The sequence below is a fragment of the Microcystis sp. M079S1 genome, assembly GCF_020246425.1.
In the GTDB taxonomy this organism is placed as follows: Bacteria; Cyanobacteriota; Cyanobacteriia; order Cyanobacteriales; family Microcystaceae; genus Microcystis; species Microcystis aeruginosa.
In genome coordinates, this window is the sequence record NZ_JADBSZ010000030.1 from 1 (window position 1) to 19,143 (window position 19,143).

General features: G+C 43.2%; 14 protein-coding genes. 9 read left to right on the forward strand and 5 right to left on the reverse strand.

The window, feature by feature from the left end:
• Positions 1-709: 709 nt before the first annotated feature.
• On the reverse strand, positions 710-2,227 hold the full coding sequence (locus tag IM456_RS01845) for an NAD(P)H-hydrate dehydratase (protein WP_149987871.1): 1,518 nt from the start codon (positions 2,225-2,227) through the stop codon (positions 710-712).
• A gap of 19 nt (positions 2,228-2,246) precedes the next feature.
• Positions 2,247-2,441 carry a hypothetical protein gene (locus IM456_RS01850; RefSeq protein ID WP_149987870.1) on the reverse strand — a complete coding sequence of 65 codons (195 nt, stop codon included), beginning with the start codon at positions 2,439-2,441 and terminating at the stop codon, positions 2,247-2,249.
• A gap of 191 nt (positions 2,442-2,632) precedes the next feature.
• On the opposite strand from IM456_RS01850, the gene IM456_RS01855 reads away from it, so the two are divergent.
• Genes IM456_RS01855 through IM456_RS01865 form a run of 3 tightly spaced genes read left to right on the forward strand, consistent with a single transcriptional unit; the run spans position 2,633 to position 4,975 of the window.
• The gene (locus IM456_RS01855) at positions 2,633-3,226 is read left to right on the forward strand and encodes an alpha/beta hydrolase (protein ID WP_306342206.1); all 594 of its coding nucleotides are present in this window, start codon (positions 2,633-2,635) and stop codon (positions 3,224-3,226) included.
• Positions 3,223-4,563 carry a 16S rRNA (cytosine(967)-C(5))-methyltransferase gene (locus IM456_RS01860; protein WP_287691189.1) on the forward strand — a complete coding sequence of 447 codons (1,341 nt, stop codon included), beginning with the start codon at positions 3,223-3,225 and terminating at the stop codon, positions 4,561-4,563. The genes IM456_RS01855 and IM456_RS01860 overlap by 4 nt, the downstream gene beginning before the upstream one ends.
• A gap of 1 nt (position 4,564) precedes the next feature.
• Positions 4,565-4,975: a tellurite resistance TerB family protein gene (locus IM456_RS01865; protein WP_149987867.1), complete on the forward strand. Its 411-nt coding sequence runs from the start codon at positions 4,565-4,567 to the stop codon at positions 4,973-4,975.
• A 274-nt stretch (positions 4,976-5,249) separates the two neighbouring features.
• On the opposite strand, the gene IM456_RS01870 is transcribed toward IM456_RS01865, so the two are convergent.
• Together IM456_RS01870 and pruA are read right to left on the reverse strand one after the other, a co-directional pair.
• Entirely contained in the window at positions 5,250-6,884 is a 1,635-nt protein-coding gene (locus IM456_RS01870; RefSeq protein ID WP_149987866.1) for an alpha-D-glucose phosphate-specific phosphoglucomutase, read from the reverse strand.
• Positions 6,885-7,379: 495 nt separating this feature from the next.
• A complete protein-coding gene (gene pruA, locus IM456_RS01875; protein WP_287691191.1) occupies positions 7,380-10,349 on the reverse strand; it encodes an L-glutamate gamma-semialdehyde dehydrogenase in 2,970 nt (989 codons plus the stop codon).
• A gap of 802 nt (positions 10,350-11,151) precedes the next feature.
• Here pruA and IM456_RS01880 point away from each other — a divergent pair.
• Positions 11,152-12,336: an NAD(P)H-quinone oxidoreductase subunit H gene (locus tag IM456_RS01880; RefSeq protein WP_002760089.1), complete on the forward strand. Its 1,185-nt coding sequence runs from the start codon at positions 11,152-11,154 to the stop codon at positions 12,334-12,336.
• A gap of 279 nt (positions 12,337-12,615) precedes the next feature.
• Here IM456_RS01880 and IM456_RS01885 read toward each other — a convergent pair whose 3' ends face one another.
• A complete protein-coding gene (locus tag IM456_RS01885) occupies positions 12,616-12,783 on the reverse strand; it encodes a hypothetical protein (protein WP_287691193.1) in 168 nt (55 codons plus the stop codon).
• Positions 12,784-12,909: 126 nt separating this feature from the next.
• Here IM456_RS01885 and IM456_RS01890 point away from each other — a divergent pair, with 126 nt between their 5' ends.
• From IM456_RS01890 to IM456_RS01910, 5 genes are all read left to right on the forward strand, one after another.
• Positions 12,910-14,289, forward strand: a complete 1,380-nt coding sequence (locus IM456_RS01890; RefSeq protein WP_287691195.1) for a hypothetical protein — start codon at positions 12,910-12,912, stop codon at positions 14,287-14,289.
• Entirely contained in the window at positions 14,271-15,242 is a 972-nt protein-coding gene (locus IM456_RS01895) for an AAA family ATPase (protein WP_287691197.1), read from the forward strand. Before IM456_RS01890 ends, IM456_RS01895 begins: the two co-directional genes overlap by 19 nt.
• Positions 15,243-15,250: 8 nt before the next feature.
• Positions 15,251-17,974 (forward strand): formylglycine-generating enzyme family protein, encoded by a 2,724-nt coding sequence (locus IM456_RS01900; RefSeq protein ID WP_287691199.1) that lies wholly within the window; start codon positions 15,251-15,253, stop codon positions 17,972-17,974.
• A 543-nt stretch (positions 17,975-18,517) separates the two neighbouring features.
• Positions 18,518-18,733 carry a hypothetical protein gene (locus IM456_RS01905; protein ID WP_071846534.1) on the forward strand — a complete coding sequence of 72 codons (216 nt, stop codon included), beginning with the start codon at positions 18,518-18,520 and terminating at the stop codon, positions 18,731-18,733.
• On the forward strand, positions 18,721-18,936 hold the full coding sequence (locus IM456_RS01910) for a DUF2283 domain-containing protein (protein ID WP_002800147.1): 216 nt from the start codon (positions 18,721-18,723) through the stop codon (positions 18,934-18,936). Before IM456_RS01905 ends, IM456_RS01910 begins: the two co-directional genes overlap by 13 nt.
• The last annotated feature ends 207 nt before the right edge of the window (positions 18,937-19,143 follow it).

Below are 19,143 nucleotides of genomic sequence, written 5' to 3' on the forward strand. Positions count from 1 at the left end.
CTCGGCTGGTGAGAGAGAGTCTATCTTTCTCTAAAAAAATGGAGAATCACGTTGGGGAGCCCTTTGGTATTTTATCCATGACTACAATGCACAGCAAAGCAAAGGATTAAGCCGCCATCACTACTACCGAATCACCACCCCCCTCAATTGCCGCGCTTTCCTTCCCCACCGGTGCGTTGCTGAGGGTGGGGACTGACGCGGATTCGTTCAATCTCCAACTTATCAAAATTCCTTAACGTTAAGTGGTTTTGGTTAACATTCCTTATGTTTTATCTCAAATGCCGACTATCTAAATTAGTCCTTAAGACTGCAGCGGAGAAGGGAGCGCCGGAGCTAGGTTAAGGCAGTCCGAGCATTTGTACTAAAATGGTCATACTCAGTTTAAATACAGTACATTTATGCTATTAATAATAAGTACCTAAGCAAAATTAATTACACATATCTAACCCCCTCTTTGCCTCTTGCCTCTTGCCTTTTGCCTTTCTTCACTAGGAAATTTATTTTGCACGACTACTTATTTTGGCTCTCTTAGGTTTGGTGGGTATTATGAAAGATATTTTAATGTTAGATACAGTAAAAATTATCAATTCTGATACTCCCTTAATCCCCCCTTGATAAGGGGGGAAATCTGACAATTTTTAACACCTACCTACTTAATCCCCGATCTATTTTACTCGGTTTTCGGGTTGCGTGTGTTTCCCCTCGGAGTTTAATTTAAATCTTTAAGGGCAGCAAATAAATAATTAGCTAAAGTTACTCCATCTACTCCTAATTCTGTCCTTTCTTTGGCCGCTAAAATGCCGGCTTGAGCGTGTAAATAAGCCGCTAATGCGGTTGCTTCCGGGGAATTATCCGGCATTTGGGTTAAGAATCCGCCGATTAATCCTGTTAGGACATCACCACTACCACCTCGCGCTAAAGCGGAGGTACTTTCGGGGATTATATACATTTTCCCTTCCGGCGAGGCGATTATAGTTCTGGCTCCTTTTAATAAAACAATTGCACCACTTTGTTGGGATGCTTTTTGAGTGATATTAATCCTATCTTGAGAACCTGATAAGTTAGGAAATAAGCGTTTAAATTCTCCCCAATGAGGCGTTAAAATTGTCTTATTCTGGCGAGATGATAATTTTTCTATACCGAATTGAGCCAAAATATTTAAAGCATCGGCATCGAGTATAATCGGTTTATCACTATCTAAAACCTGTTCGATAATAGCGGTATTTTCTGTGGTTAATCCAGGACCACAGGCGAGGACATGATAATTATTTAATTCTAGGGGAAGTTCGGCAATAGCTCCCGTGGTAGTTTCGGGACAATCGATAATTAATGCTTCTGGTAAATGACTAATTAATAAAGATTTAAGGGCAGCAGGAACGGCAATCGAAAGCATTCCCACACCACTACCTCGCGCTCCTAATCCGGCAAGAATTGCCCCCCCTGCATAACGACGAGAACCACAGATAATTAATAAATGTCCCTGCTGATATTTATGGGTAAGTAGAGGGCGGGGTAAAGGTAAATAAGGGCGAATTAGATCGGGATTAACCCTCAGAATTGGCGGTGAATCTTGTAGAATTGTTTCTAGGTCAAGGGGGCTAATTCCTATGTCAATTAACTCCACTTTACCTAGATAAGGTAAGGCCAAATCTTGTAAAAAAGCTCGCTTCCAGAGTCCCAAACAAAAGGTATGAGTGGCTTTAATTGCCGTGCCTAAAACCTCTCCGGTGTCGGTGTGAATTCCCGAAGCAATATCGATACTAATTACCAGTTTTTGCCAACTATTAATTTTATCGACTAATTCGGCAATCTCTCCCGATAAAGTCCTTTCTAAACCAAAACCGAAAAGACCATCGATAATTAACTGACAATCCTCTAAAGATTCTAAAGTTTCCTGAAAAATTAAGCCTAAATGCTTGACATAATTAGCCTGTTGTGCTGTTAAATCCTTGAGTTTGGCGATCGGACAAAAAAGAGATACTTGATAACCGGCGAGATGTAATTCTCTAGCAATTACGAGAGCATCGCCGCCATTGTGGCCTGGTCCGACGATAACGCCGATTTTGGGGAAATCAGCCAAAGAATAGGACTTTTTAAGCTGTTGTGCCGTTAACAGGGCTGCCTTTTCCATCAAAGCGGCCACAGGCATACCGGAGGCAAAAATCGCCCCTTCGATGCGACGCATCTGCTCGCTATTAACCACGTTTAACCGATAATTGTAGCTCATTCGAGGGATAAATTGCCTGTTAACAGGTGTAGATCACTTTTTTGCCGAAAAATTCCCAATTAGCCCGCATTTTCACCGGCTCAAGGCTGGGGTGGGTGATAATAGCCAGATCATTCTCTCTAGTTTTAGCTTGACGGTGAGGGGCGGATATATTAATTAATTTTAGTAGTTGCTGACAACAACGACTAAGACCATTTTTCCAAAGTAGTGGCAACTCTGGTTAATTGTCCTCATCCTCAAACCTTCTCCGAGAGAGGACGGGGGTAGTAATCGGAGTTTTCTTTTCACTGATCACTGATCACTGAAAAGACTCCCCAACACCCATCTCACCCTGGGGAAAATCGCTATAGAATAGAGAAAAAAGAGAATTGCGAGGAAAAAACTCTGTCTTTTAACCCGATTGTCATTCCCCCTTCCCCGGAAAATCCCGCTCGCTATCTAGTGATCATGCTGCACGGTTGGGGTGCAGATGCCATGGATCTGGCCCCCCTTGCATCGATGTTGGATCTGGCTGATTGTCAATTTTTGTTTCCCAATGCTCCCTTCGATCATCCCCAAGTGCCGGGGGGACGCGCCTGGTATGCGCTAGAAACCTCCGATTATCAAGGTTTAGTCGCTAGTCGTCAACAGTTGCAGGATTGGATTATTTCCCTAGAAGCAACTACCGGTATTCCCCTAGAGCGGACTTTTTTGACTGGTTTTTCCCAAGGGGGAGCGATGACGCTGGATGTGGGTTTATCTTTACCCTTGGCGGGATTGGGTTCCCTGAGTGGTTATCTGCACGGTGAACCCCATCCCCAAGGTCCCCAAAATGTCTTAATTGTTCATGGTAAGCAGGATCCCGTCGTTCCTATCGCTGCTGCTCGTCAAGCCAGAGATTTACTGCTTGGTTTGGGGGTTAACGTCGAATATCACGAGTTAAATATGGGCCACGAAATCCCCATTCCGGCACTGACTATTTTACGCCAATTCCTCCGCAATCGTCTAGAAACTGCATGAATAATGCTCGTCAGCTGGCTTTGCTGATTTTACGCGATATCGATCGCTCCTCCGCCTATCCCGATCGCGCTCTTGATCGCCATTTGTCCGCTAGTTCCTTAAATTGTCTTGACAAAGCCTTGACAACGGAGATTGTTTATGGTATAGTGCGCCGACAAAGAACTTTGGATGCGCTGCTCGATCGCCTGGGGAAAAAAACCGCGGCCCAGCAACCCCCGGATTTACGGCGAATTCTTCATATTGGTCTTTATCAACTGCGTTATCTATCCCAGATTCCCCCATCGGCGGCGGTGAATACGGCGGTAGAATTAACTAAAATCAGTCATTTAGGCAAATTAGCGGCGGTGGTTAACGGAATGCTGCGGCAATATCTCCGTTTAACTGCTAATGGCGACGATCCTTTACTTTTACCGGAAAATACCGCTTCTAGATTGGGTATTCTCCACAGTTTCCCCGATTGGTTGGTGCAATTGTGGTTAGATCGCTTTGGTGTTACGGAAACGGAACAACTGTGTCAATGGTTTAATCGCTCTCCTGACCTCGATATTAGGATTAATCCCCTGAAAACTAGCCGAGAAGCCCTAGAAAATGAGTTAGAATCAGCCAATATAACTTTTAATCATCTTAAGTTACCTCTAGCTTGCCGTTTAACCTCTGGTTTAGGCAATATTGAGCGTTTAGAGGGATTTCGAGCCGGAAATTACACTCTACAGGATATTAGCGCCCAATTAGTCACTTATCTACTCGATCCCCAGCCCGGAGAGACAATTATCGACGCTTGCGCGGCACCGGGGGGAAAAACCACTCATATTGCCGAATTAATGGGCGATCGGGGTAGAATATTAGCCTGTGATCAAACGGCATCCCGTTTACGACAGTTAGAAGCCAATATTAAAAGATTAGACTTAAAAGCGATCGAAATACATCTAGGGGATAGTCGCGATCGTCCCCAGTGGCACGGCATCGCCGATCGTGTACTAATCGATGCTCCCTGTTCAGGACTGGGAACCCTGCACAAGCGTCCTGATATACGTTGGCGACAAACACCCGAAAATTTACCCGTACTAGCCAAACGACAGGGGGAACTTTTAGCCTCGGCTGCCACTTGGGTAAAACCGAAGGGAATCTTAGTTTATGCCACCTGTACTCTGGATCCGTTAGAAAATGAAAGAGTGATCGAGCAGTTTTTAGCCGCTCATCCCGATTGGAAAATGGCCACTCCTGACTCTAATTCATGCGTCTCAGAATACTATACAGAAACGGGAGCGATCGAAGTGTTACCCCATCGGCATAATCAAGACGGTTTTTTTATGGCTAAGTTAGTCAAGGAAGTGTGAGATGAAAAATAAACAATTACTGAAAATTCTCATCGGTGTTGCTTGGATTGATGGTGTCATTCAACCATCAGAAAGAAATTATTTACGACAGGTAGCTGTAAGGGAAAAACTTGATGATGATCCGGAGATAAAACCACTATTATCGGAACTAAAACCAGTTAAAACCGGTGAATGTTATCGATGGTTAGAGTCCTATTTAGGCGATAATCCTAGTCCAGAAATCTATCAAGATCTACTAGCATCGATTAGCACTTTAATCTATAGCGATGACGACGTGGATATACAGGAAGCGAAATTATTAACCAAAGTGCAGAGTTTCGATCCGACTCATGATAGCCATCGATCGATGTTAGATAAATTAGTGACGGGAATTCAGAAATTGTACCACAAAGCAATTACTGAAAGTAATTAAGGTTTGCTGAATAAATCTAAAAACCTTGTTGGATAAGACTTTTAGACTTTTTTTCCCTCAAAAAGTACCAGATCTGGGAGTGATGGGGGGGAAAATTCTGGGACTTTTTCCCTGAAAATTAGGTAGTTGACCCCCTCAAAATCGGTAAAACCCTACACCCCACACCCCACACCCCACACCCTACCCCCACGAAAAACTTTTTGCCGCAAACCCTAATTAGTGATGAGCAGGTCAAAAATTTCCCCGATAAAAACTGATAGCTGATCCCTAGATTTTAGGTAATAACCGTGGGTTGTTCCCGTCCGGTAGATTGACGAATTTGACCGATTTCTTCGGCTAAATCAATTAAGGGTTGTAGGGCCTTTTGGGTGTCGATATCGTGTTTACTCGCATCCGGTTCATAACTTTCTAGATAAACCCGGAGAGTTGCTCCTTTAGTTCCCGTACCCGATAGACGATAAATAATCCGAGAACCATCGGTAAAACCAATGCGAATGCCTTGATTTTTACTCACACTACCATCCACGGGATCCGTATAGCTAAAATCATCGGCATATTCCACTTCATAGTTACCAAATTGTTGACCCTTAAGGTCTAAAACCAACTTCTGGAGACGTGCCATCATCTCTTTTGCCGGTTCTAAGGCGACTTCTTCATAATCATGACGAGAATAGAAATTACGACCGAATTCTTGCCAATGACTGCGAACAATTTCCTCTACAGATTCCCCTTTAACTGCCAAAATATTTAACCAGAAAAGAACCGCCCATAAACCATCTTTTTCGCGAATATGATTGGAACCCGTGCCGAAACTTTCCTCCCCGCAAAGGGTTGCTTTCCCCGCATCTAACAAATTACCGAAGAATTTCCAACCGGTAGGAGTTTCATAACAGTCAATTCCCAGTTTAGCCGCTACTCGATCGGCCGCCGCACTGGTGGGCATCGATCGCGCCACTCCCGTGATACCATTTTGATAGCCCGGTACTAGATGAGCGTTGGCAGTTAGTACAGCTAAACTATCACTAGGGGTGACAAAAAAATTCCGACCGAGGATCATATTGCGATCGCCATCTCCATCGGAAGCAGCCCCAAAATCGGGTGCATCTTGACCGAAGAGAATTTCTACCAGATCATGGGCATAGACTAGGTTAGGATCGGGATGACCACCACCAAAATCCTCTAGGGGAATACCATTTAATACTGTACCTTTGGGCGCGCCTAAACGCTGTTCAAATATGGCATAAGCGTAGGGACCCGTCACCGCATGGAGAGAATCCATGCACATTTTAAACTTACCAGAAGTGAGTAGGGCTTGAATGCGATCGAAATCAAAAATCTTTTCCATCATTTTGACGTAGGGAGTAACCGCATCGATCACTTCCACATCCATAGTTCCCAGTTTAAAGGAACTGGGGCGATCGAGATTAATATCGGCCCCTGAGAGGATTTTATAACTGCTAATCACCTTAGTCTCGGCATAAATTGCATCGGTGATATTTTCCGGGGCCGGTCCGCCGTTAGTAATATTGTACTTAATGCCAAAATCGCCCTCCGGACCGCCGGGGTTATGACTAGCGGAGAGAACAATACCGCCAAAAGCGTTATTTTCGCGAATTAACCCAGAAATAGCGGGAGTGGAGACAATACCATCGGTTCCCACGAGTATTCTACCGATACCGTTAGCGGCGGCGATTTTCAGGATAGTTTGAATAGCTTGACGGTTATAATAACGACCATCTCCACCGACAACTAGGGTTTGACCCTCGATACCGTCTAAAGTATTGAAGATAGCTTGAATAAAATTTTCCAGATAATGGGGTTGTTGAAAAACGGGAACGGATTTTCGCAATCCAGAAGTCCCCGGTTTCTGGTCACTAAAGGGTTTTGTGGCAACGGTTTCAATCGTCATAGTCTTTTCTTGATAGGCTGAGGCAATTCTCAACTTAAGTATATAGCAGTAGGTTGACAGCCAAGAAATCAGCTAGGAAAGACAACAGCTGGGGAGTCCCCTGTCATACTAAATCCTGTTTAAAAAGTCTAGGACAGTGGGGAGACCACTTCGTGCGCGTTGCGGGGGGAGATAGGGGAGTGGGGAGATAGGGAAGTGGGGGGAAGGGAGCAGGGAGAAGGGAAAACAAATAACAATAGTCTCCTGACGACCGACTCCTGATTCCTGAGTAACGCACAGAAAACGGGTTTCTCCGAGAAACCCGTTTTCTACTCATGCAGAAGGCAAAACGGAGAATAAATAATCAGTTTTTAATAACTGGATTTATTATGACTCCTGACTCCTGACTCCTGACTCCTGACTCCTGACTCCTGACTCGGAGAATACTGACTCGGAGAATACTGACTCCTAACCCCACCAACAAACTTTTTGCCGCAAACCCTAGCTATAAATTGCTTAATCGGCCCCTTCAATCGGTGCAAATCCCTGACGTTGAATATTCTCGCTGATGTGACGAGGTTCGAGGAATTGCAGCAGATAATCGGGACCCCCAGCCTTGGAACCTACCCCCGACATCTTGAAACCCCCGAAGGGTTGACGGGAGACAATCGCGCCAGTGATTCCCCGGTTAATATAGAGGTTTCCCACTTCAAATTCCTGCATAGCTCGGTTAATATGGGCAGGAGTGCGAGAATATAAGCCACCGGTTAAAGCATAGTCGGTTCCGTTAGCTACAGCTAAAGCTTCCTCGAAATTGCTCACTTTGATAATCGCCACCACTGGACCAAAAATTTCCTCCATCGCTATTACCGCATCAGGGGGAACATTTTTAAAGACGGTGGGACTGACGAAGTAACCCACTTCTGGAATTGGCATTTCTAGAGCCAATTCTGCCTCTTTTTTACCAGTTTCGATGTATTCCCGAATTCTTGCTTGAGCTTTCTCGTCGATAACCGGTCCTACTTCCGTACTCGGTAAATCCGTCGGCCCGATATTGAGGGACTTGGTAGCCTCGACAAAGCGATCAACAAAGCTATCATAGACGCTTTCCAGAACGATTATCCGCGAACAGGCCGAACATTTCTGGCCGGTGTAGCCAAAAGCGGACTTAACCGCACCGACAACGGCCTGATCTAAATCGGCACTCTCATCGACAATTAGGGCATTTTTGCCGCCCATTTCGGCGATAACTCGTTTTAGGTGTTTTTGACCCTTTTGCACGATGGAGGCATCTGTATAGATGCGACAGCCCACTTCTCGTGAACCGGTGAAGGCGATTAGGTGAACATCGGGATGGCTAACCAAATGCGCCCCCACTTGCGAACCTTTACCCGGGATATATTGGAAGACTCCGGCAGGAATACCCGCTTCTAGGAGAATCTCGGCAAATTTCGCCGTAATTACCGAAGAAGTCTCGGCAGGTTTCAATAGCGTACAGTTACCGGCTACTAAAGCTGCTACTGTCATCCCCACCGCAATGGCTAGGGGGAAATTCCAGGGAGAAATCACTAAAGCAATACCCCGGGGTTGGTAGGAATAACGATTATTCTCACCTGCTACGTCGAAATTATGCCCTAAATCCAGTCTTTCCATCTCGGAGGCGTAATAACGGCAAAAATCGATCGCTTCTGACACTTCCGGATCCGCCTGTTGGATAACTTTGCCCACTTCCAAACAAATCCAGGCCGATAACTCGTGTCGTCGCGCTTCCATCAAATCCGCCGCTTTTCGCAGTATTTCGGCTCTTTTAGCCACTGGAGTGCGTTTCCACGCGGGAAAAGCCTGTTTCGCCGCTATGATCGCTTTTTCTGCCTGTTCCACCTCAATTAAGCCCACTTTACCCACTATTTCCTGCGGGTTACAGGGATTAACGGAATTAATTTGAACATTGGTGGCGACGTATTCGCCGTTAATTAGGGGTAAATAGGTCTTACCGAGGGAATTTTTGACAAAAGTAAGGGCTTGACTCGCTTTATTTCGCAATTGCTCGTTGGCATAATCTGTATCGGCGGCATTAGGAAAACCGGCGATAATCGGGTTATCCTTGCCTAAAACCCGGGGGGCTGCGATTAAATCTTCCACGGGACGATCCTCCAAATTTTGCCTTAGGAAGGAACTATTAGCGGTATTTTCTAATAAACGGCGGATTAGGTAGGCCATACCGGGTAAGAGTTGTCCGTAGGGGGAATAAACCCGCACCCGATGACCCCGCTTCACTAACGCTTTGGCTAATTGGTCGCCCATGCCGTACAATACCTGCATTTCAAAGCGACGACGGGGAATTTCTAAACTTTCTGCGATCGCACAGGCCAAGGCTTGCGATCGCACGTTATGACTACCGATGGCGGCGTATAAATATTGATGATTTTCCAATAATAACCGCGTCATCCGTTCATAATTGGCATCTGTGGCCGATTTTTCGTTATATACCGGCTGTGGCCAATGATTTTGCCGAGATTTAATCGTTTCCTGATCCCAGTAAGCGCCTTTGACTAGCCGGACAGTCAGGGGATAACCGCGCTTTTTGGCCCAATTAATTAAATCTTGTAAATCTTGGGCAGAATCTCTTAAATATGCCTGTAGGGTGATGCCAATATCGGTACGACTGCGAAATTCTTCTTCTAGGAGTAATTCTTTCAGGATAGCCAGGGTGAGGTTTTTATAAACGTACTGTTCCATATCAAAATGGACTGCCACCCCTAACTCCTGAGCGCGTCGCAACAGTAGGCGAATGCGATCGCAAACTTTTTCCTTACTACCAATCGGATCCATGGGATCAAACTGAGAATAAAAGGCAGTTAGCTTGACAGAAACCTGCACTTGTGGTAGTAAGTCGCCGTCCGCTTCATCAATTTGGCTAACTTTATTCCATTTGGTCGCTTCTTGAGCCAAATGGGTCATTAAATCGAGATAACTTTGTAGATAAACTTGGGTTTCCGCTTCAGTAATTACCGCTTCACCGAGGAGATCTATGGTAAAAGCCATTTTTTCCTTCCGCAGACGGGTGACAGTGCGAGTAATTTGCTCTAGGTCTTCCCCGGCGATATACTTACGAGCTAAGGTTTCTACGGATTTACTGATCAGACTGGCGGCCGTTTGAGCCGGTAGGGAGTTAGGATCACTAAAGTTGAGGATACTTTTCAGCGCACTGGGCAGTTCTACGGAAGCATCACCGAGGTACTGTTGGAGATGATTAGCGATCTCGGCATTACTGCGTAAAGCGGGTAAACAGTCAATAAAACGGAATAATTGTACTCGTAAATTGGGGTTAGACATTGCCCAATCGAGTAATTTATCATCCCAACGCATTTGATCCTGTAAAGCAGACCAAAGACCTTTTTTTTCCCGAGTTTCGGCTAAAAGTTGTCTAGCGATCTCTTGGGTTTTAGTTTCGTAGTTTTGAGTTGATTCGATTTGGATAACCACGGTGATTCAAGTAAAAAAATTATCAACGGGATTCAGCTTTCAGCAAGCTACCGTCAGCCTTCAGCCTAAAATTCAGTTTTTGAGCTTTTTCAGCTGATTGCCGCTCTTAATGGCTCTTTTCTCTGGTTTATATTCTTACCGAAGGACTAATCAAAGCTAATAGCTGATCGCTTTTGCTGAACACTCTATTGTACTCGATCAAGCGGGGAAGTGGGGGTGTGGGGAAGTGGGGAAGTGGGGAGGTGGGGAAATGGGGAAATGGGGAGAATAAATAAAAATAATCTCCTAAATCCTGACTGACTTGAAAATAGAAGCTGAAATAACGCCAATTCGTCGATCATACTAAATCCGTTGAGTATAAGCTACATATCAGCAGAGACACTCCTGCAAGGGGAGTGACTCTCAAATCATTACAGATGTGTCAGCGGCTGCGTGTAAGCATCCCACCGAAAAACTAATGCGCGGGGGGTTTGGGGGCGGCGCCACGCCCCCAACGGGGGGTTTGGGGGGTAGAACCCCCCAAAAGCTTGGATTGAGTAATCAGATCTCAAGTAATACTAAATCCCTTGAGTATAGGCTACATATCAGGAGAGGCACTCCTGCAAAAGGGGGAATAAATAATCAGTTTTTAATAACTGGATTTAGGATCAGAATATTTTCATGCTTGACAGTGTAACTTGTTGCATCGTGACTGCCTCCTAAATCCTGCCAGCCGCCTCCTGATACCCGATAGTCCTTGTGTATTGTCGAAGCGTTTACCTATAATAACTTTAAAAAGATTTTCGGGATCATCGGTAGCCCTATGGCAAAAATTGAAACGAGAACAGAACCCATGGTTTTAAACATGGGACCCCATCACCCTTCGATGCACGGAGTTTTGCGCTTAATCGTCACCCTTGACGGGGAAGACGTGATTGACTGTGAACCCGTAATCGGTTATCTTCATCGGGGCATGGAAAAAATTGCCGAAAATCGCACTAATGTCATGTACGTTCCCTACGTTAGTCGTTGGGATTACGCCGCAGGGATGTTTAATGAGGCGATTACGGTCAATGCTCCCGAAAAATTAGCCGATATCGCCGTTCCCAAACGAGCGCAATATATCCGGGTGATTATGTTGGAACTCAACCGCATCGCTAACCATTTACTCTGGTTAGGCCCCTTTATGGCGGATGTAGGCGCACAAACTCCCTTTTTCTACATTTTCCGGGAACGGGAGATGATTTATGACCTCTGGGAAGCTGCCACGGGAATGCGGTTAATTAATAATAATTATTTCCGTATTGGTGGCGTGGCGGTAGATTTACCCTACGGATGGGTGGATAAGTGCGTGGATTTCTGTGACTATTTTGACCCCAAAGTGGACGAATACGAGAAATTAATCACTAATAACCCGATTTTCCGACGTCGTATTGAAGGGATAGGCTGCATTACCAGAGACGAAGCGATTAACTGGGGTTTATCTGGTCCGATGTTACGCGCTTCCGGGGTGAAATGGGATTTAAGAAAAGTTGACCATTACGAGTGTTATGACGATTTTGACTGGGAAGTGCATTGGGAAACAGCCGGCGATTGTTTTGCTCGTTATCTGGTGCGGATTCGGGAAATGCGCGAATCGGTGAAAATTATCCGGCAAGCACTGAAAGGTTTACCCGGTGGTCCCTACGAAAATCTGGAAGCGAAACGGATGGCAGAAGGGAAAAAATCAGCTTGGAATGATTTTGACTATCAATATATCGCCAAAAAAGTCGCCCCCACTTTTAAGATTCCTAAAGGTGAACATTATGTGCGCTTGGAAAGTGGTAAAGGGGAATTAGGTATCTTTATCGTCGGTAATGATGATGTTTTCCCTTGGCGTTGGAAAATTCGGGCCGCCGATTTTAATAATCTTCAAATTCTGCCGCATATCCTCAAAGGGGTAAAAGTTGCCGATATTATGGCGATTTTAGGCAGTATTGATATTATTATGGGGTCAGTTGATCGCTAAATCTCTTTCAGGGTGGGTTATCTTATTAACTCACCCTCGTTTTGGTCCAGTCTTATGAAAAAAGCTGTTCGTAATTTAAATTGCCTGTTGAGATGAGGCAAGAGGCAACCCCCCCAACCCTACCCGACATCGGGGGGCAAGGGGGGAGGAGATTCGGCTAATCTAAGAATAAGCGATTTAAATACGTCTTAAGTAGGGAGGCAAAATTATTTGTAGGATGGGTTAGCGGTAGCGTAACCCATGCAGGCGTTGGGTTTCATGCTTCAACCCAACCTACGTTCATCTGATATTTAATTCCACCTGAACCTCAGGGATAGGGGGAAGAATCTCGCTTTGGGGAATCTTTAACTCCCCCACCTGAACACCCAAACTAGCCAAAGCAGCTAAAGTGGTGATGATGCGGCAAATCACGTCAATGTCCGCTTTATGTTTTTGCCAGAAATTCATAGATTTTGCTCCTGTCGCCTTATGGCTTGTTTTTTGAGGACAAGTTGATTAAAATGCTTTCAGCAAATGCTGGCAAAAGGGGATCAAAAAGTGGATCAGATGGTAGGTTGACGTTTGACGAGATTTATGTTAAGGTCTGGCGAAATCAGATTATGGGATGAAGATGTAGAAACCCTTCGTAAGGCTAAAGATGCTTATGAGGGAGACTATTCTTGTGCTTCGGAGAAAACAGAGCAAATATTAATAGAAGCAAGTCGATGGTTACTTGAGGCATTTCTCGAAGAATACCGTAGTCAAACAAAAACTTCCAGTTATACCATTCCATTGAATGTCTTGAAAGATTGGATGACAGAATCTCAGCCACAATCTGGAGCAACTAAAGAGGTTTTAAGACCAAAGGGTAAGAAATTGTACTTACAAAATAAATCTAAGTTTCAAGGATTTGAAAATGAGAAGAAAAGCGACTACATTACTCAAAATAAAATAAATACACCCAGAATTGAAGATATTAATGATAATTTAATTCATTTAACCTTTGATGAGGTTCTGAATTTTTTATTAGATTCGTCTATTTTAAAGGTAATTGGCATATCTGGAGATAGTTTGCGGTTTTGTACTGAACAAAAATATGGACTAGGAAAAAAAGGGCGAACCGCTAAACAGTCTTATATTGTTCAAGCTTATTGTGAAGTATTAGACCGAGATTTTGAAAGCTTAGAATGTTGTCAAAATCATCATCAAAACCTAAAAAATCAACGAACAAATAATGGGAAGATTTATGATATTTTAACAGAATTTAATTACACTAATCTAGTAAAATTTACCAGTTCAATAGCTGCTAAACCTTTACGAGAAGGCACTATTTATATTCCGCCTTGTCCTCATCAATATCGTGTTTTGTGTTTGCGTCGTTTAGAAAAAGAAATCTTGATCACTAATAATTTGCCCGTTAAACCTATTGTTTTTAAATTTCAAGGAGATGGTCAAGAAGAATGGGATAGCTATAGTCTTCATGAACATTTTTTCAATAATTCTGGAGGAATTAAAAATTTAAAAGCTAATAATTTTTGTTTGATTTTTGAAGGAATTGATTGTGCAGACTTTTCCCGTTTAAAGGACATTGATTCATTTTGGCAAAACTTAACCAAAAAAGCTAGTAAAATACAAAATAGTCCCATTCCGGGCTTTTTATTAATGATTTGGTTAGATTATGGAGAAGGGAATGATTGGAGAGATAGCGACAGATTATCAGAATTTCCTATTCACCGCTTACAGATTGACTCTTGCTTTGAACAACGGTCTTTTCAGGAAATTATTCCTACTTTTGCTCAACAACTTCAGTTAGGTTGTGACTTACAGGATGAAACCACAGACTTATTTAAATCTACCTTGCAGGAATTATGGAAAAATAGCAATCAAGGCAAGATAGAAGACACACTGAAAGCTTTTTATCAACAATTTCAAGGACAATTATCGAGGGAAAATAGATGGCAAAACTATCCTTAACCTACACGGGAAAAATTCAACCCAAATCGGATCTTTATTATGAACCGATTCAACAGAAAATTTATCCCTATGACGCAGGTGATGAGTTAATAGAAGTTGTTAACTTGGCTATTGAATTGGGAATGCCTTTGTTACTAGAAGGTGAGCCGGGATGTGGCAAAAGTCGTCTAGCTCATGCGTTAGTTTATGAATTTAATTATCGTCAGGAAAGTAATCCTATAAAATATTATGAGTGGATAGTTCAATCTACAAGTAAAGCGGAAGATAGTCTCTATCAATATGATTATATTGGTCGTTTACAAGCTGCTCAAATTAGCGGAATTTTAAGCCAAAAAGAAATAGAAGAATCTTCTTCTGAGCCAAAAAATCCAGCTACTTCAAAGGATTGGGTTGATTTACAACCCTTGGGTAAAGCATTTAAACAAAGTCAAGATAAGCAAGAACAATCGGTAGTATTAATTGATGAAATAGATAAAGCAGATCGAGATTTTCCTAATGATTTACTTTTAGCCATTGAATCTCGTCGTTTTTTCATTAAAGAAACAGGATATTTAATTCAAGCAAATGATCAAGCTTTTCCTCTGATTATCATTACCAGTAATCAAGAAAAAAACTTACCCAATGCTTTTCTGAGACGTTGCATTTATCACTATATTGAGCTACCCAACCAAGAAAGATTAAGAAAAATATTAACCGAACGGTTTACCGACGCTGAACAAGAGGTTATCATCAAAGCAGTGGACCGTTTTCAGGAAGTGAGAACATCACAAGACGAGACTAAATCTGAAGGAGAAAAAAAAGTTAGCACCAGTGAATTAATAGCCTGGTTTAAATCGTTGCTCAAGTACAAACCTGAAGAAATTATCGCCAAATTAAAAGAGGACAAATTACCCCACGCTAGTGTTTTACTAAAAAGCCGTACCGATTTACAAGATTATGGAACAAGAGGTTAAAAAAGCCAATGACATCCCCCCTACTTGACCTATTTTATCAACTCAGAGACGAAGAAGGATTTCTGCTGTCTATTGAACAATATTATCGGGTGGAAAATTACCTAATTCAAAAACTCGCCAATGATTCTGATATTGCTATTCAAGAAAATCCCAACTTAGACAATCCTAAAATTAAACTTCTTTGTCAAGCTTTATGGGTTAAATCCCCGAAAGAAAAACAAAAGTTTGATCAGGCCTGGACAGAGATGCTACAATTCCAACCAGAAATAAATATAGAAATAGCCCAAAAAACACCTATTCGCCATCCAGAAGAATCGATTAGCAAAATCATAAACCCGATGGATGATAGGGAATCTCCCTCATTAGAAATTACCCCTTCTGGGGATACACAAATAGCACCGGAGACTTCATTTCCACAAATTGCCACAGCTATTGAAAAGCGAAAAAAAATCACATCCCTAGATAATCCTGATTATTATCCTATTGGCATCGCTAAGTTACAAGAAAGTTGGCAGCAACTGCGTCCATTACCCCTAGAAAGTCCTCGACAAACTTGGGATCTAAAAGCTACGGTGATGGCAACGGCTAAACGAGGCTTTTTTGATCAAATAATTTACCAAAAGAAACAACTTTATCGCCGAGAAATTATTATTTTTATTGATTGTTCTGACTCGATGATTCCCTTTGCAGGATTTGGTAGGATAATGAAGCAAACTTGGGCAAATGTTCCCCATTTTTACTTTGATAATCTGATTAGAGACGAGGTTTTACGACAAGAAAACGGTTGGGAAAGTCAATCTTTAACCAAAGTTCTCTCTAACTATTCTCCGGAAGTAACCAGTTGTCTAATTCTTAGTGATGCGGGTGCCGCTAGAAAACGTTATGTAGAAGAGCGCTTGAGCGCAACAGAAACCCTTATCCGACGATTTAGCCGAAGATTTAGCCGAGTCGCATGGTTAAACCCCTTACCCTATCATCGATGGTATGGGACAACTGCCTGGGATATTGCTGATTTAGCTGAAGATATACCCAATTTTTCCATGTTTGAACTAACCACAGAGGACTGGGAAAACTTGATAACATGGCTAAAAGAAGAAGCTATCCCACCCCGTCATTTTCCATTTAATCCTAATCAATTTCAACAAGGGGATAATTGGGATGAGGATGAAGATTTTTTTAGCGCAGAAAGCCGTTTAAGATTATTTGAAAAAGAAAACGAACTAAACACCAGAGAACTAGCGAAACGAGCGGCATTTCCCCTTAGTTTATCACCTAATTTACTTTATTATCTGCGTCAACATCAAGATAAAAATAATCAAGCTCCCTGGTATGCGATCGCTGATATTTTACTGTCCAGTTTAGTCCGCAAAATAGATCGAGAACTTTATGAAATGTCTCCCGATGTTCGTAAACTACTATTAGAAAAATTAACCCCAGAGGAACTCAAATCTCTGGCCTATCAGTTACAAACCTATATTCAGGAACAAATCGGTGATTATTGCTCACAATCGGTTTATTGGCAAAATCAACAATGGTTAGCTCTTGCCTACCTAAAACCCAGTCAAGCGGTCAATGAAATCAAACAGGTACTAGCAGAAGCTATCAAAAATAATAACCGAGTGCGTCTTGTGAGATTGACAGCTTTATTAGAAAATATATCGGCTGCTTTAGCCGATTATGAACCCTTATTATTGCTTAATAAAACGATTGCCGCCTATTCTAGAGGGGATTTAAACCACGTTGGCAATGTCCTTCAACTTTCCTCGGAAGACGAAGGAACCCGACAAAAACGTTTAATAGACGAAGTAGCCGCTATTGTTCCCTACGATGAAAACCTTTTCCTTTTTACCGCAGAAACGGTATTGGTTAATAAAACAGGCCAAGTTATCGAGAGAAAACCTGTTAAAGCCTATTTTTACGATGAAAACCTTCCAGAAGTTGGCAACCGGAAAGAAAATCAAAACTATAGACTGACCATGGTCGCTATCCCGGGGGGAACTTTCCTGATGGGTTCACCGCCAAATGAGAAAGATAGTTTTAAGGATGAACGCCCTCAACATGAGGTTACTGTCTCCACCTTTTTCATGGGCAAGTATCCCATCACCCAGGCACAGTGGAGAGCAGTTGCCTCTCGCACGGATTTGAAAGTAGAAAAAGACCTTGATCCTGATCCCTCCCACTTTAAAGATAGGGGGGGATCGTCCACGCGCCGGGATAGACCCGTGGAACAAGTCAACTGGTACGATGCCGTCGAATTTTGTGCGAGATTATCGAAACTAACGGGAAGGGAATACCGACTACCGAGTGAGGCAGAATGGGAATATGCCTGTAGAGCGGGGACAACAACCGCCTTTCACTTTGGGGAAACCATTACGGGGGAATTGGCCAACTACGATGCCAGCAAAACCTACGCCGAGGAAGCGAAGGGAGAATATCGAGAAGAAACGACTCCCGTGGGACAATTTCCCCCCAATGCCTTCGGGCTGTACGATATGCACGGTAATGTCTGGGAATGGTGCGCCGATACCTGGCACGATAACTATGACGGTGCGCCGAGGGATGGCAGTGCCTGGATAGAAAATGGGGATGATAATCGTTCTCCGTTGCGGGGCGGTTCTTGGTACAGCAATCCAGATTACTGCCGTTCCGCTTACCGCTGCAACTACTACCGCCGCGTCGGCGACCTCAGCTACGGTTTTCGGGTGGTGTGCGGTGCTGGGAGGACCCTGTAACCCTTTTTCTCTTTTTTTCCCTTTTTACCCTCATTCCCTTTTCTGGAATTTTTTGGGGCAAGCTATAGTACAAGTGTATTAGTTTAGGAGTTATACTAAATCTGGTTATTTGGGTTCGATCCCCCCTGCTCCCCTTGATAAGGGGGGTGTCGATCCCCCCTGCCCCCCTTGATAAGGGGGGTGCTGATCCCCCCTGCCCCCCTTGATAAGGGGGGTGTCGATCCCCCCTGCCCCCTTGATAAGGGGGGTGTCCATGAGTAGAAAACGGGTTTCTCGGAGAAACCCGTTTTCTGTGCTGAAAAAGTACGGGCGAAGCATTCGGATAGAAAATCTACGGTTTCAGCAATAGGTTATTGCCCGAATGCTTCGCCCCTACAGGATGCGGGCCGATGAAGACGCAGGGATAGGTTATACTAAATCCGGTTATTAAAGACTGATTATTTATTCCCCTTTTTGCCTTTTGCCTCTTGCATGAGTGCCTGTCTTCATAAGTAGCCTATACTCAAAGGATTTAGGATTATCACCCAGATAAAACATCCTATAATGAAAGGACAAGAAAAATTAGTCCAAGAAACCCTTAGCCAACCTGATGAAATTCGACGTAGCCGCAGTGACCCTAATGTTTATCTTTTTTATAAACTTCAACGACCAAAACGTTGGCTCTGTGCCATTATCCGAAAACTCAATGGTGATGGCTTCCTAATTACCACTTATCCCACCGATGCAATTAAAGAAGGGGAAATTTTATGGCAGAAGTAAACGTTTATTATGATCCGATGGGCAATACCTTAACCGTGTGGTTTGGCGATCGCTCTTCAGAATATCTCTGCGAAGAAACCGGCGACGAAGTTATTTTAATGAAAAATCAAAAAGGCGAAGTTATTGGTTTTGAAAAACTTAACTATAGGATTTCTGAGAACAGGAATCTTAAAATTTCCCTAGAAACCGCCATCCCTCTTTAAACAATAAAGGCGAAAAATAACACTTAAGTAGCTGGGTTATAATTAAATTAAAAATGGATTTTAAGTTCGATCCCCCCTGCCCCCCTTGATAAGCTATCCATTAGTCACATCTTTCTTAACATAAAATTTGACAAAAAGAGAAAAGTGTGCCAGATGGCTCAAGGGGGTTCTATGGGGGAACTAATTTGATGAGATAGTTTCCAAGTC